This window comes from Rhodopirellula sp. MGV (assembly GCF_002251265.1).
GTDB classification, from domain to species: domain Bacteria; phylum Planctomycetota; class Planctomycetia; order Pirellulales; family Pirellulaceae; genus Stieleria; species Stieleria baltica_A.
Map to the genome: position 1 here is coordinate 54,399 of NZ_NPDI01000027.1, position 15,623 is coordinate 70,021.

The 15,623-nt window shown below is 54.6% G+C and carries 11 protein-coding genes; 2 read left to right on the forward strand and 9 right to left on the reverse strand.

Annotated features, from left to right (window positions below; translation table 11 throughout):
- The first annotated feature begins 89 nt into the window (after positions 1–89).
- Together CGZ80_RS08545 and CGZ80_RS08550 are read left to right on the forward strand one after the other, a co-directional pair.
- A complete protein-coding gene (locus tag CGZ80_RS08545; protein ID WP_094413336.1) occupies positions 90–371 on the forward strand; it encodes a hypothetical protein in 282 nt (93 codons plus the stop codon).
- 72 nt (positions 372–443) lie between these two features.
- Positions 444–1,538 (forward strand): agmatine deiminase family protein, encoded by a 1,095-nt coding sequence (locus CGZ80_RS08550; protein ID WP_315851415.1) that lies wholly within the window; start codon positions 444–446, stop codon positions 1,536–1,538.
- A gap of 9 nt (positions 1,539–1,547) precedes the next feature.
- Here the strand turns inward: CGZ80_RS08550 and CGZ80_RS08555 are convergent, their stop codons facing one another.
- The 9 genes from CGZ80_RS08555 to pdxA form a co-directional block, all read right to left on the reverse strand.
- Positions 1,548–4,379, reverse strand: coding sequence for a hypothetical protein (locus tag CGZ80_RS08555; protein WP_094413338.1), 2,832 nt, complete (start codon positions 4,377–4,379; stop codon positions 1,548–1,550).
- Entirely contained in the window at positions 4,355–7,126 is a 2,772-nt protein-coding gene (locus CGZ80_RS08560; protein ID WP_094413340.1) for a hypothetical protein, read from the reverse strand. The genes CGZ80_RS08555 and CGZ80_RS08560 overlap by 25 nt, the downstream gene beginning before the upstream one ends.
- A 47-nt stretch (positions 7,127–7,173) precedes the next feature.
- Positions 7,174–7,947, reverse strand: a complete 774-nt coding sequence (locus tag CGZ80_RS08565; RefSeq protein ID WP_143543807.1) for a hypothetical protein — start codon at positions 7,945–7,947, stop codon at positions 7,174–7,176.
- 70 nt (positions 7,948–8,017) lie between these two features.
- Positions 8,018–9,181 carry an AAA family ATPase gene (locus CGZ80_RS08570; protein WP_094413344.1) on the reverse strand — a complete coding sequence of 388 codons (1,164 nt, stop codon included), beginning with the start codon at positions 9,179–9,181 and terminating at the stop codon, positions 8,018–8,020.
- A gap of 14 nt (positions 9,182–9,195) precedes the next feature.
- Positions 9,196–9,819 (reverse strand): hypothetical protein, encoded by a 624-nt coding sequence (locus CGZ80_RS08575; protein ID WP_094413346.1) that lies wholly within the window; start codon positions 9,817–9,819, stop codon positions 9,196–9,198.
- A 57-nt stretch (positions 9,820–9,876) separates the two neighbouring features.
- Positions 9,877–11,511: a DUF6798 domain-containing protein gene (locus CGZ80_RS08580; RefSeq protein WP_233148308.1), complete on the reverse strand. Its 1,635-nt coding sequence runs from the start codon at positions 11,509–11,511 to the stop codon at positions 9,877–9,879.
- 64 nt (positions 11,512–11,575) lie between these two features.
- Positions 11,576–12,655 carry a hypothetical protein gene (locus CGZ80_RS08585; protein WP_143543808.1) on the reverse strand — a complete coding sequence of 360 codons (1,080 nt, stop codon included), beginning with the start codon at positions 12,653–12,655 and terminating at the stop codon, positions 11,576–11,578.
- Between the two features lie 2 nt (positions 12,656–12,657).
- Positions 12,658–14,460, reverse strand: coding sequence for an HSP90 family protein (locus tag CGZ80_RS08590; RefSeq protein ID WP_158222611.1), 1,803 nt, complete (start codon positions 14,458–14,460; stop codon positions 12,658–12,660).
- A 90-nt stretch (positions 14,461–14,550) separates the two neighbouring features.
- On the reverse strand, positions 14,551–15,615 hold the full coding sequence (pdxA, locus tag CGZ80_RS08595) for a 4-hydroxythreonine-4-phosphate dehydrogenase PdxA (RefSeq protein ID WP_094413352.1): 1,065 nt from the start codon (positions 15,613–15,615) through the stop codon (positions 14,551–14,553).
- Positions 15,616–15,623 lie beyond the last annotated feature (8 nt).

Here is a 15,623-nt window from a genome sequence, read left to right on the forward strand (position 1 = left end):
GCAATAACCCCGTGGCCACCTGTTCGACCAACTGCTAGGCTACGGGACGATTTTGATAGTTTCCACACCACTAAGCCCGCTACCTGTCCATGGCCCGAAAGGTCGTTAGCCGAGCCGATAAAGCTGCCGAAGCCGAAGCCGCCGAAAAAGCGCTCGTATCTAAGAAGAAGAAATCCAGCAAGCGATCCAAGGCCTCCGACAATGTTCGCATGCGACTCTACTGGGGGGTTTTCAGCCAAAGCCTGAAACGTGTTGCTGTCTTCGATTTCGATAAGAAAGACGAAGCCGACAAACGTGCCAAAGAGCTCAGCAAAGGCGGGAAGTCGCCACACTTTGTCCAAAAGGTCAAAGAAGAAATCAAAATCGAGTAACTCGCTTGAACGACTTGCGGCCGACCTTCACTCCATCGGCCGCTTTCTTCTTCAGCAGAAACCTCTTGATCAGTGATCACCGGTCCACCGAAATCGCCAGGATTGACCTCGCCCAGTCTCCGCGTTCCCGCTGAATGGGAACCCGTGCAAGCCATCTGGCTCGCCTGGCCGCATAACCCGGAAACCTGGCCCGGTCATTTCGAGTTGATCCCTCAGCGGTTCGCCGCTTTCGTCCGCGCCGCCGCGATGTTTACGAACGTCCGCCTCATCGGCGCCCCCGAACTCCGCGACCAAGCCCGCCAAGCCGGCGTCGACTTCGACGAGCTTCCGCAAGTCCGCTGGGTCGACATCCCGACGAACGATTGCTGGATTCGTGATTACGGACCGACCTTCGTGTTCCAGCCAAACGGGCAACACCAAGCAATCGACTGGGGCTTCAATTCCTGGGGCGGCAAGTACCCGCCCTGGAATCTGGACAACGCCGCGACCGCCCTAATCATCGACCACGCGGCAAGCGAAAACGGAAATTGGAATCGTGTCGAAGGCGGACTTTGCCTCGAAGGCGGAGCCCTGGAATGGGACGGCAGCGGACGACTGCTGACCACAACCGAATGCCTGATCACAGACACTCGCAATCCCACGCTAACCAAAGACCAGGCGATCGAGCGGCTGCAACAACGTTGTGGCGCCCGCGAAGTCGTCTGGCTCGATGGCGGTGCACTCGAAGGCGACGACACTGACGGTCATATCGATCAACTGGCGCGGTTCATCGATCCGTCCAACATCGTTGTCGCAGTGTCGAGCGATCCTGCTGACCCAAATCACGACGGGCTCGAAGCGAACTACGAACAACTTTGCCGCTGGGGAACCGAAACGTCACCCAACGTGACCATCCACCGATTGCCCACGCCTCCGCCGCGCTACATCGACGGGACACGCGTGCCGGAAAGCTACTGCAACTTTCTTCGCGTCGGACCACAAGCTTTGCTGATCCCCGAATTCGGTGACAAAGCATGTGACGCGCAAGCGGCCGAACTCCTCAAGTCGCTTGCCAAACAGGGCACTCCAGACATCCAATTTGCCACAGTGAACTGCCGCGAAATGATCTGGGGCCTCGGTGCACTTCACTGTGCAAGCTGCAACGAACCGGCCGTCGCATCTGCCTAGCGAAGCTAATCAAGCCAAGCGGTAGAAATAAACGCTTCCGTCGGTATACGCGACAGCCACAAGCTTCGCCGACACACAAAGCAGCTTCAACGGATTCGGCTCCGGCAAACGCATCGACTGGACTCGACTGCCAACGCCATCGCGAACATCGAATCGATGCAGCGTCTGATTCTCGATCGCGATGATGCTTCCGTTTGGCACCATCATCGCGCTGTCATACCGGTAGTCACGGCAAAGCACTGCGGATGGCTGCCCATCGAGATATCGTAATTCCAACATGCTTTCGGTAGCCAACAGCAAACGTTTGCGCGTCCGCGGTGGCGAGCCTGCTAGAAGGCGAATGTCTGAATCGAGCGGGCTGCAATGCGTTGACGCTCCCTTTACGTTGATCAGCAAGTTCCCAATTGCGACGAAAGGCTGCTCATCCACTAAAGCTAACTTGACGTTCAAGGAAGAGAGATCCTCCAACGAGATATCCTCAGCATGCAGGTGCTGCAGCAAATCGAAGGAGGTGGCCGCATCAGCCAACACAATTGACTGGTTGGCCGCAAAAACAATCCACTCCTGTTTTCCGATCGTGCCCGCGGCGGCAAGAAATTCGCGACGCGCTGCGATGTAAATCTTGACTGGCGCAATGTGATCGTCAGGAATTGCAGCCTCGATTGCCTCGCAAGGTGTATCCGCATAAATACGAACTGCATCGACTCCATCGTTGCGATCCAGTCCAGTTGATGCGATCCAAGGCTCGTGCTGCCCCAATGCCGAGGACAGTTTCACTTTGCCCGACTTCACATACCGATCCATTGGCATTGGATCACCAACCGGGACACGATGCACTTGCAAACAACCATTTGCGATACCGACCGCGATTAACTGCTTCTTGTAGACCTGAAAGTCGCTGTAGTGGAAAAGCTTCTGCAGTTTCAGTTTCGCGACCGCCGTGATCGCATCAGATCTCGATGCTGACGGCACACGCTCGCTGGGACTGGGCTTCAATCGCCTGCCGTAAATCTGGCAGTCCCGACGTAACTGACGATCTCCTGGCGAGGAAACTCCAAGTGATTTCAAGACCTCGTCATGGACCAACCTTGAATCGGATTCCATCGCTCGCGCAACGGCGATTCGACAATGATCGTCGAACTGATATCGCAACAGACGTTCTGGGTAACGTCGGCACTGCTGGCTGAAGATTGCGACCACATCGGGTAACTGCGATACGGACGCTTGATCGAGCACCCGCTGGGCGAATGATTGTGTTTGCTCGTGCTGACCGTCCTGTCCCAACCACTGGATTGCCAGTTCAGCTGTGTCCTTGGCTTGATATCCATCGGGCCATTGTTGACACAGCAATTCGATAGCTTCTTTACGTTTGCCAAGTCGATTCGTCAGAATCTCTGCCGCCAACACCAACGCGTGTCGTGCGAGAGCCCGTCCATAGGCTGACTCGAAGGCTTGGTTGCCGCGTTCGAGATCTCCCCCTTGGACGAATGCTTCACCTGCCAGCTCATATTCCGAAAGGTCCAGGTAAATCTCTGCGGCCTTTTCAAATTGACCGCCCAACGCCAAGCAACGGGCGGCATTGCGAGGCGAATTCAACTTGTCTTTGTGGAGCGTCGCCGCTTCGGCATAAAACCGGCCTTGCTCAAGCGCATTCGCCGCAGCCCGAAAATCATTCAGCAGGTGCGCGTAGATATAGGCTGCGCGGCGATGCTTTCCCGCCGCGACTTCACGGTTGGCCAACTCACGATACGACCGCAATAGCTTTGTCTGGTATTGATTTCCGATCGACCATGCATCGACTGGCCCGCCGCTTGCCGAAAGCCCGCCCAAAGAAAAATCGGTTAAACGCGACATCAGCGCAGCCCCTGGCATCGCAAATCCACGAAAGGCATCCGCCATTCCGCCAAGCGGGATCGCAAACTGAAGTGCTTTTTCGGGATCGTCACGAAGCATCTTCAAAAGCTTCTCGATTTGCTGCTCACGTTTTCCCTGCAACATCGCTGCGAGCTTCATGGCCATCATCGCCGAGATCGGTCGGGTGATCGAAGCGTCATTGCGACCAGCACCTTGCATTGCCGCGGAGTTCCGTTTCATTGAACGATTCTGTTCTGCTGCTTTCGCTTTGCGTTTGGCCACAGCTTCAGACATCGCATCCAACTTGCTGAGCAACCACCCAGTGACCTTTGACCGAATCCCAGAACCCGACTTGGGGCCATCCGATTCGACCGCTTCCCACCAAGGCTGTTCTTCCGAACCGAACTGCTCCTGCATGCTGACTTCGAACGAATTCGGCTGATCGAAACTTGCGGATGACAACTCGATCAACCGAGTTGGCAATGTGTCTGTCGCTGGCGGGCTGGACCAAGACAGCAACGATGTGGATGCGGGTGCGGCGATCCAGTCTGTGTGCTTGACCACATCTTCGCTACCAAAGCCAACGATCCCAAGATCAGGCAACCAAACCAAATCATCGAAGTGTTTCGGGTAAAGGTCTTCCTGAATCACATCTGGCAACCGCGCCGACAACCTTGCATCAACCGGCATCCACACCCGCGGTGAATCAACACCGCTTAGACGGCGCAGCGGGATCAAGCCGACTGGCAATTGTTCTTTGCGAACAGCCTCATCAAGAAACACGACCAACCCTGCCGGACGGATATCCTGGCGAGACGTTGGGAGGTAAACACATCGTGTCTTTGGGAATCGGTCTTGAAGCCACGTCAACGACTGGACCATGTGATCGGTGCGCAGCACGAACCCTTGCGATGCGTTGACATCACCAACCGACAATCGTGATTGCGTCTCCGGCAATCGAACTAGATCGATTCTGATATCTGGCATTGTCTCGTCAACTCATTCAACCAATAAAAGACTCGATCCGAAGGCGGACAGGTATCCAACCCTGTGAAGTATTGTTCTCCGAAAACTTCTCCCCAACTGGTCCAACCACTGACACACTCTTCATTTAAGACGAGTGTCATCTCGGACTGATCGCTGGACTTGATTAAGTGCAACATCCCGCGACTATCAAAGAGGATTCGATTTGGGCCAAAATCCGCTGTCCGCAGTCTCCACCCCGGACGACCGTGGTCACGTTGCAGATAGCTTGTCTCTGTAAACTCATTGAATGCCCCGCCGAATTCCGTCGGCCGAATAACGAGATGCCCTGTCGATTCACGAAACATCTTTTTGAATCGTCTGCCCTTCAGTCGGATTTCGATTGATCCACTTGCGACCCGCACTCCGTTAACCTGTGTTAGCAACTGCCGCAAATACAGATACGGTCGTCCCGATGGCTTGTAACTCTCGTGGAAGGCAAGTGAGTTTTTGCCGTAGCGTTGAAGTGCTTCACGAGTTTTTTGGTTCAACCAATAGGCCGTCTGCCCGTCATCGCTTGCAATCAGCGAAAACCATTGCCGATCCAGCGAATGACCAACAACACGCAAGTCCAATGTACCGCTATGGTCCAATCCAACTTCCAGTGGTACCAATTCATTTGAAATATTCCGAACGAAACCGACGACTTTCCGTCGATCGACTTTGCACGAAAAACGTTGACGCTGCATCCTCCCTTGCTGTGACGAAAGCACGTAATACTCTTCGGCGTACGCGCTCGCGACGACAGGCCCACCGATATGCGAAAGTCTTTCTGCTCGAAGTGAAAAGTGATCGACGACCTTTCCCGATTGATCGATCAACTCGACGCGTCGACCGATTCGAAAAATGGCCCCTCGATCAATGACATACTTAACCAACGAATCGCCACTCTGCTCAATCGGCTCGACCGAGACCTTACCTGTCGGTAGACACAGCTCAATCAAAAAATGAGTCTCGTGATCCCGCTGCAAAATGAGCTGGACCGATTCATCATCGACTTCATAGGCAAGCAGATACCGGGCCGGCAAACTTGAGTGCAGTTCGATCGCACCCAAGCGAGGGCGATCGAATAACAGCAAACGTCGATCAGCTGAAATCGCCAGAGTTTGCTGCTCATCAATCGCCATCAACCACATTCCGTCTGCCGTGTCAGAGGTCCGCAGTGGTGGCTCGGCATGTCCGATATAGAGTGTTTCTGCCGTATCAAGACGGACCTGCTTCGGTTTCGCCTGAACCTGGTGATCAATTTCGACGGACAGAGTCTGTAGCATTTCCTGTGCAGAAATGCTGTGGCGTAGTAGCCGGACTGTCTGATCGAATTCGATCATCACGATTAAGGTCCCGGCAGGCATACGATCAAATGCCACTCGGAATCGTGAGTCGTTCATTGTCGCTTGACTGACGATCACGATCGGTTCGGCAAATGCGTCCTCACTTTGGTCGCTGTAGTCGAGCCAACCTCGCATCGCATCGCCGGGATGCTCGGCTGTGCCTAAGCGTTCAAGTTGTTTAATTACGCCATCGCGTGAAGTGAGATCTTCACCAATTCGATGTTTCCCCTGGAGCGTCCAGAACATGGTGGGAAGCTTTGTCTGCCTTTCGTCAATCGCGCCGATCGCCAATGCAATCGCCAGTGCCTGACAACGTCGATTCCCCCACATCCGAATCGTTGACTCGATCAACACCGGTCTAAATTGTGGTGTCGGCCCCGGCGGCGTCTCTCGTCGTAGATACAACGCTTGCCCGGTCGCAATTCGCGCCAGCAGTACGAGCGGCGGCTGCGCAAGTTCGGTCATCAGCAACCGCTCTGGATCACCACGATTGACGACATCCGACACACCACCGATTGGCAAATCCATCGGGTCGCTCGGACGACGAGGGATCGAAAGCAAACTGGAGACATCCATCGCCGCTTTCGCGATCGCAGCAAGCTCGGCGTCTGTCTTCAATTCATTCAACAACTTCGCGATGGGATTCGTCGACCGATCACGATCAAATTGTTCACCGCGTTCTGAAGGAAGGCTGGCGACTGCGGTACGATGAAATGCTCGCAGCCGCACTTCATCGATCTTAATCGACGACATCGCGACAATTGCACTCCAGAACTGCTTCACACGACGCTGCGGTTGGTAGGGTTGAAAACTCTTGCCCCAATTCGCCTCGCGATCTTCGCCGGAAAGCGATAGCTCCGCCAAGGTTTCCCCGACGGTGTCACCGAAAATTTCGAACGCGCGTTGATTCGCTTGATGAAGCACAAACTCCAACAAGACAGCTTGTGCATCAATGCCGTGGCGCAGGTCAGCAGGCAACGAATGCAGATCAGCGAACCACTGAGCCGCGACATCGAGTGGCGATTCGCTCTCGGTGTCGAGCGTAAACGGCACCGCCAAATTGCTCCTGACCTCGATTTCGACCAACCGTCGTGTGCAAAGCTCCACGTCCCACTGATCACGACAAGCATCCAGCACAAACAACACGGCGGTCAGCGAGGGCAAACGCCCCATCGAATCAGCCATTTTTCCCAACAACAGATGCAACTGACCAACCATCGCCGCAGTCTGTTCGCCGGAATGTCCTGGCAATTCATTCCAGACCAAAACGTCACCGGCCTCCTGCCACTGCCAAAGCCCGAACACGGGAGGCCGCAGATACTCTGACTGCGCGTCAATGTTTGCGAGATCGTTGGGTTCCACGTTGCTATTTGCGTCCATCGTACTAGTGATCGAACCGATTTCGTCCCGACGCTGAAATCATCGCTTCAAAGTGTCATGTCTGCAGAGACGTTTGTGTCCGAGTTACCGCAGGCCTCTGCATGCGCCCAAGCTCGGACTGAACCTCGCGATATCGCAGCCAATTGGTCATCGTCGATCAACGCCCATGGTTGGTCCTGCTGACAAATCAACCAACCGTCACGTTTAAACAGAGCCAGCACATCGGTTCCGCCTAGATTGGGTTCAAATCGAAAGCCCGCTTGAATCAGCACGTTTCCATCCTGATAAAGCCAACGCCCATTGATCGCGGGCAGCGGCTCACCGATGACAAGAGCTTGCCCCGTTTGGTTCACACACCAACGCAATCGTTTCAAACGAAGCTCGCTCGCGTTGGTAACCCATCGCAAGAGATCCGACTTCTCGACAATCATTGCTTGGCAAGAACGTTCCCGATCGCATCGTACCAACTTCAACTCGGTCGGCTCAACGAATCGACCTGAACCGGCAATTGATGCGACAGGTACTTCAAATCGCATCAACCGATCGACCAAGTCCCAATGTAAGCCATCAGGAATCCGAACCGAGGCAACGCCATCACCCCATTTTTTTAAAAGCCCGTCAGCACCGCCGACAAAAAGCGTTCCAGGTATCTTCCGTAAATCAGTCTGTGAGTCAGCAGGATTCGAAAGAGAGGCGATTGCCGTTCTCAGCCACCTGATTTCGCCTTCAATTTCGGCCGCTTCGCACCCCTGTCCCAGTAGCGTCACAAGTCGCGAAGTCGCATCAGCATTCTCGAGACGCAGGTACAGATACGTCGTCACGACGAATTCCCCTTGTTGGAGCAGTAGAGATTTCCAGCAGGATAGCGTTCGACGCGCAAACCGTTGCGAATCATTGCCCCGCCACTTGCCGGGCGTGGATTTGATCGCGAACGTCGACAATTCGTTGCCGCAAATCCTGTCGAGCCACTTCGTTTTTAACCCATTCGACCCGCGCAGCCAGCAAGGAAAGCTGATCCGCCGCCGCAGGATTTGCGAGATCGGATGTGATCACTTCGATGGCCCTCCCTAATACTTCTGGATCAACACCGGAATCGACTTGCGAAAGCGGATGGCGTTTGACGTCATCTCCCGATAGCTCTTTGGCGTGTTCCTGGGTAATCGCATCGAGATGCGCCGCCAACAATTCGGATTGAGCCGGGGTGTCCCAGATGTAGCGGACCACCCACAGATCGGAAACATCCACAAAGTCTCGACCACACAAGATCGCACTCGCGGCCAAGATACGTTGCAGACGCACTGCCCGGCGATCGCTGATCGGCATGCCCGCTTTTCGTAAACTGCGAATCAACTGCAAATAGGCTGGCGTCGCTGGTTTCAAGTCGACTTCCAACGTCCGTGATCGCAACTCTTTGAGCTGTTCGATTTTCATCCCGATCGTTGCCATCGGCTTTGACTCGCGCAGCCATCCTGCCTGCAACACGTCCTCCAGCCCGTCATCATCCACATTGTCACAAACGACTCGCAATAGAAACCGATCAAACAAGGCGGCCAGGGCATCATCATCCGGCAGTCGGTTACTTGCCCCGACCGTCAACAACATAGGCAGCTGAATCGTCTGGCGTCCACGACGAAAGATTCGTTCGTTGAGCGCCAACAGCAGACTGTTCAAGATCGCACTGTTGGCGTTGAGCAATTCATCCAAAAAGACAAAGTCAGCTTCGGGCAACATCCCTTCGGTATTCGTTACCAGCTCGCCGTCCTTGAGCTTTCTCAAATCGAACGGACCGAATAGTTCGCTCGGTTCGGTGAAACGCGTCAGCAAGTAATCGAATGCATTCCCCGAGAGACGCGATGCGATCTCTTTGACCAACGCACTCTTTCCGGTCCCTGGTGGCCCGAGCAAAAACAAGTTTTCACCTGCCACCAGTGCGACACCTAGCAATTCAACAATTTCATCCTTGCCGACCAGTGTGTCTTTGACCGGCCGCAAGACTTGATCCCGCAAGCACGTCGCCAGCGATGCGGTGCTTTCGCGTGAGTGACCGTCGTCCATGGATGGAGTGTCTCTTAGGTAAAAAGCTCTGGATACCCACCAAGCACGACTTCAATATCATGCTTGATTCGCGAATCCTGCAACCAATGTTTGTCCTGACGTAATAGCGTTCGATCGACCAACATCTGTCGCAACGTCGAATGTGTCAAAACCAGATTAGACTCTGCCTGCGGAGGTTCATGATGCAACCCCACAGCCGAAACTGGCCATGGCGTAAACAATTCGAGCAGTTGGGCGTGCAAATCATCGTTTGGCGAAATCGATTCCGAACGTTTGATCAAGTCGTACGCAAAACGAAAGACCAAGTCCACCGACCAATGACTGGACAGATCGTTTGTCGCTGGACGGGACTTGATAATCCAGGGCGGAATGTTTGTTTCGACTTCGGCCCGATCGATCAACATCCCACATGCCCAAGCAAACGCCTCTGCAGCCCACAATGCGGCTGGCAAAACAAAGGCCGGTGCGACGCCTGGAACTTCATCCGCCGCGATGACAGCTGACCCCACCAGCACCATGCTCGCCGATTCGCGATCTGCCTGGCTGGCCTGATGCAGGTGGATGCGCCCGCGTGTCTTCACTCGTCCTTCGCCGAGCAAATCAATCACGAATTTCGTCAACGCTGATTTTGTATTCATTCTATTTCAACGTTGACACACTAGACCGCTTTGGGGGTTCTGACCAAACCAGTCTAATCAGTATGGCAATTCATAGACGCTGTAAGTGGCATTTTGCTGGTTTGCGACCGGGTAAATTTTTGCGAGCGGAATCGAGCTAGCGATTCGATTGTCCACAACCATAAACCGCACCCCGTATCGCTTTCCGTACTTGCGCAGCTTTGAATAGTTGATGGGAACTCGCATCGCGTTGATCGAAACATCGCCAAGCTGCTTGGGAAAGATATCGTCAAACCTTTCCAGCCATGTGATCAACGACCTCGCATCTTGCGGCACGTCCTTCCAATTTGCCACTTCACCGCGACCGGCGTACCACTTGAATGTTTGCTGATGCCGTGGCGTCAGAAAAACTTCGTCCTCCGGCGTGGATGACCGTATCCAATCACAGACGGCCACCCAATCGCGAAACCCTTGCTGCAGTTGTTCTGCACTCGCGTTCGGATCGAATCCGAGCAAACGGTGGCTTGCCGATGGCGGAACACCGATGCGCAACCGGTCATAGGAAGACTCACCCACCACAAACACCGCAATCCCAATCGCGACAACGGCAATCCAACGCAGGCCTTGGCGAACTTGGACCGGCCAAGGCTGACCACCATTGGTGTTAAAGAGAGCATCGGCCAACAACAGCGCAATCACCAATGGGACGATCGCATCACCGAGCCGAAACCAGTAGTAACGCAGCAACTTGGCTGCGAGGTCTGGCGCCACCGCGGGCAATGCCCCCACGACAAATCCCATCGCCGTGATCAGCGTCGCGCCGACGCCCACCCAACCGAGTCGTCGACGAACGGCCGATCCGCGTCCCAAGAACACCAACGCATACATTCCGGCGACTAAGATGCCGTGCCGAATGAACCAATGGGCCGGAAAATCGCTGGGCAACAAGTGATGCCGGATTCGAACATAGCTATAGATCCGCGCGGCAAGACTGCGCTGCTCGGCGGTGGCTGCCATCGTCAATTCGAGCGCGGGAATCAAGCCCGCCATCGCAATCGCTCCCCCGATGAACAACCCCGGTGTAAAGAACCGAGCCGCCGGTCCGTCGTGTTCGCCATTTTTTCGTCGGCGCTCTGTTGCGACGAAAGCAACCATCGACGCCACCACCAACCAGCCCCCGGTGAGCACATGGAATGCTGATGCGATGCCAAACCAGATCCAGGCCGTCGACCAGCGCCGCTGGATCACACTTGCCAGTCCGATCAACCCGAAGCCGTACGCCGGGACTTTTCCTTCGATCCCGCCGATCACCCACTCACCAGCCAAGTTGCCTTTTTCGATCCCAGCGATCCACAACACCGCGACGGCAAGAGACACGAAAGGTGGCAGCGATAGGCGTCGATTGCAAAGTATCAACCCGGCGGCCAAGACGCTCCAACCGATCACCCGACCGATCCATGCTGTCGCCTCGAGCGAGACATACTTTGTTAGCCAGCCGAACACCCAATAGAACGTGGTGTGAGCTTTGCCTGACGCGGCAAACAAATCTGTCGCGGCGAAAGAGGGGTCCCAAAAATTTTTGGCCTTAACCAAATAGTGTGCTTCATTGACCGCTGGCGGCAAATCACCGGCGTAGACAAAAAACAAAGCAAGCAACGCGACGAACTCGGTCGCGGCAACCATTCGTGTTGATTTCGAGTTCTCGCGTTCCATCACCCACCGAATCTTGACCGTTGGCAAGCTTCGGGCCTAACGACGTGTAAAAGTTATCTGCGGTCTAATCCAATGCGGCGATTTCGCGATTGTCACGAATCATTTCGTCGTACCGCGAATTGCCGTTGCGTTGGTTAAAGCGATCAGCATACCGGCGAGTCTCCTCGGCAAACCAGGCGGCGAGCTCCCCCATATCGTAGCTATCGCCTTTTCGATAACAGGCTAGCTCACGCGGGATGCGGACTTTCGTTGTTCTCGGCTTGTCTTTTGATAAAGCCTCGAAAAACAACGCCACAGCATTTAAAAACCGGTATTTCAACTCGCCAGCTGCGGAATCCACCACCCAGGGCAGGTGTTTGGTGACCTGCCGCATTCCGAGATTGAAATCTCGATTGCGGACGGTGATCAGCATCAAATCGCCAATCGTGCCCAAGTACTTTCGCTCCCTGCGGATCAACTCGTACCCCTTGGTGGCCCGCTTCGTCGCCTCTTCCTCTTTTCCCAACCTGGCAAGTGCCTTCACCAAATGCCCGTTGGTGAACTCAGGCACTTCACCACAGTACATCTTGCCTTCCATAATCGTTTTACCCTTTTGGAGGGCTTCTTCGTCACGGTGCATCCGAACCAACAACTCGACTTGGCGGTCACGTTCACACGCATCGCAATCCGACATTCCCGTTCGCGTCATCCCCAGGTAAGTCTCCTGAAACTCAGCCGCCTTTTCATAGTCGCCCATTCGCATCAGATTCCATGAGCGATAATAATGCGCGGTGCGTTCGGTTTCCCCCATCCAAGCGAGCCGCTTCGCCATGTCTTCTTGCATCTTGATGATCTGATCTCGAGTCACTGTTTCAAAGATCGGGATCAACTCTAACATCACCTTGTATTGCCAGATCAAGTTGTAAGGGTCATCCAGCGATGGATCTTTGTCGTACTGTGCCAGACACCACGAAAACGCGACGATGCCTTTTTCAGGAAAGCCCTCTTCACAGGCACGAGAACAATACGCACTGCGAAAATCGTATGCGGTTGGGAGATCCTTGTTCGAGTCCGCCAGACGAATTAATTCTTCGTAGATGGCTAATTCTTCTCGGCCATCCGATTGGTACAGACGCTCGTACAATTCGCTGTAATCAGAACTCACGATCACTCTCCCAAGAAGTATTCGATCAAACCCAACAACCCATCGCCCAAGATTGTTCGCTCGGACGAAGACAGGGGATAATGACCAAGCAACAACGACTGCAGATACAGAATTTCGATGATCCGTTTGTGAAGTTTTTCGTCGTCGATTCGAATCAGGCGTCGGATCAACGGGTTACGATAGTTCAGCACCAGTTGTGCATAGCCATCGTTTCCTACGGCGCTCGCAACGTTGTTCAGGATTCCACCCCATAACTCGTCGGCGTCTTCCTGAGATTGCTCTACCGAACGCATAAAAGTCGCCGATTCGCTGGCCGTATACAGCGTCGGCAATTCTGCCGGATCGAACTTTCTGGCCTCGGCCGAACACTTGTACTTTTGCAACACAAGATCAGCGAGCTTGACGAGGTCAAACGCATCCTGCTGTTCTTCGAATGTCAATTCTTCAAAGTTTTGCACCAAGTCAGTCGCGTCAATCGCACGAATGTCACGCGACGGGAATTCTTCGGCGACCAAGTCCAACAAGTCTGCGTCGTAGGTGTAGCCCCCGTTAAAGACACAAAGACCTTGCGCTCCGGCAACGCTCGCGATTTGACGAAACTGATCGAGATCGCGAACGTAGCGCAACGTCGCTTCGGGGCCGAAGTGTTCTTCACTAAAGTACTCGTCTAACGTGATCGATCCGATCGATGTTTCAAACGGCAGCCACTGAATGAACAGACGAAAGAATTCTTCGTCTTCGACCGCAAGTGCTTTGATCGGCAGGTAGTGCAGGCGGATGATCCGGTCCAGCTTTGCACGATGATTTTCGGCCAGACCAGTCAAATAGGTTTTTAAACATTGACCGATCTCAGCTCGGGTCTGTTCTAGCAAGTCGTCTTCATAGAACGCTTCGCGGGCGGCGTTGGGACGCAGTCGATCAGAGTTAACGACGCAGCGAATGAAGAACGCCCAATCAGGCACCATCCCGTCGACCGACTCCGACAACAACATCTGTTTTAAGTAGACCCGATGCGATTGACGCGATGCGGGGCTGACGGAGAAGGGCAGTACATACGCGACGCCACTGACGCGTCCGGTTTCACTGGCGATCGGAATCGCGTCTAGGAAATCGATACCGAAGACTTCCTTTCCGTAGTCGAGCAACTCTTGGTTCGAACGTGACAAACCACCATCCGACCAAGGAGCGTCTTCGTTGATTGACTCGACATTGCCATCGATTTCCAGTTGGATCTCGTGCGGCAAATGATGCCCGTAGTGACAAAGCAGCCCCTTTACTTTCTCGGCCGTAAAGAACTCCTCTTTTCCTTCTTTCGCACGCAAGTAAACCCGGGTGCCGGGTGACAATGATTGGTCAAGCAATCGCACCGCATACGTGCCGTCGACGCGGCCTTTCCATTCGACGGCCGCGCCGGGTTCGCGGGCTGACTGTGTGATGACGGTGATCTCGTCAGAAACGACGAAAGCGGACAACAAGCCGATCCCGAATTGGCCAATGAAGTCGTCTCGCGAAAAGTCTCCGGATTTGGATGACTGGCCAATCGTTGCAAGGAATTGGTGTACCTCAGACTCGGTCAATCCGATCCCGTTGTCTTCCACCAAGATCGTTTTCGCATCCTCCGATTCGACCACTTCGACACGGATGGTGCCATGATGGGTTGGGTCAAGCAACCGACGCGCGGTGATCGCGTCTACGCCGTTCTGCAACAGTTCGCGGGCGTAAACTTCAGGACCGCCGTAAAGGTGATCCGACAGCAAGCGAATCACGCCGCTTAGATTGACCTGAAAATTCTGCCCAAGAGACATCTTGGCTCCGACACACTGAGGTTCGACGACACAATGACAGGCCCCCATTGTAGCGTACTGAACCGTTGCTCAGGCTTTTAGAACAACGACCTACTCACACAAGTCGATCGCCATCGTGATCGCCGCGAGCATGCTGCCGGTTTTAGCATCGCCTTTCCAAGCCAAGTCCATAGCGGTGCCGTGGTCGACGCTTGTGCGGACAATTGGCAGTCCCAGGGTGACGTTCACCGCATCATCAAAGGAAAGTGCCTTGAGAGGAATTAATCCCTGATCGTGATACATGCAAACGTGCACGTCCGTTGCCGCTCGCATGGCCGGCGTGAATGCGGTATCCGGTGGTACGGGGCCGGTAATCGTCCAGTCTTTGTCCTGTGAATGAGCCCACCGTCGAACCGATTCGATCGCAGGCTGAATGATGTTTTCCTCTTCGCCGTGGCTTAGCAATCCGCCTTCGCCCGCATGTGGATTGAGCCCCAATACCGTCACGCGTGGGGGACGACCGTAGCGTTTTTCCATCGCAGTAGCACCCTGCCGAATCGCCCGCTTAATCTGCTCGCCGGACAGTGTTTTAATCGCATCAGCGAGCGGCAGATGGATTGTCGCCAAAACGGTGGAACAAGCTTCACCGGACAACATCATGCAAAAATCACTGGTCTCCGTTCGGTCAGCCAGTAATTCGGTGTGCCCCAGATATCCGGTGCCCGCCGCATGCCAAGCCTCTTTTTGGATGGGGCCCGTCACGATCCCGTCAAAAAGTCCACCCATGGTTCCTTCGATCGCCAACTCAACGGCTTCGAACGAGGCCCGGCCGGTTGCCGCCGAAAATGTTCCCGGCTGAAAACCGTCCAAGGGGACGTCGCCACACGCTAGCAACAGCGGCCCTAGCGACAGCGGTCCTTCCTGAGCACCTGGGGATTCCAAATCACCGAGCGTAATGGTTGGCGGCACGGCGAGCCTCAGTTTCGCTGCAACTTGGCGGATCGGAGCTTCTGGCCCGACTAAAATAGGCTGGCATCGCTGCACAACGGTTGCTTCTGCGGCACACTTCAGTGCCAACTCGGGTCCTACGCCGGCGGCGTCGCCGACCGTGATTGCTATCCGTGGCAAATCTCGGGATCGCGCCGGACCGCTGTGGGTAGATGTTTCGTGCGACATTGGTCTGG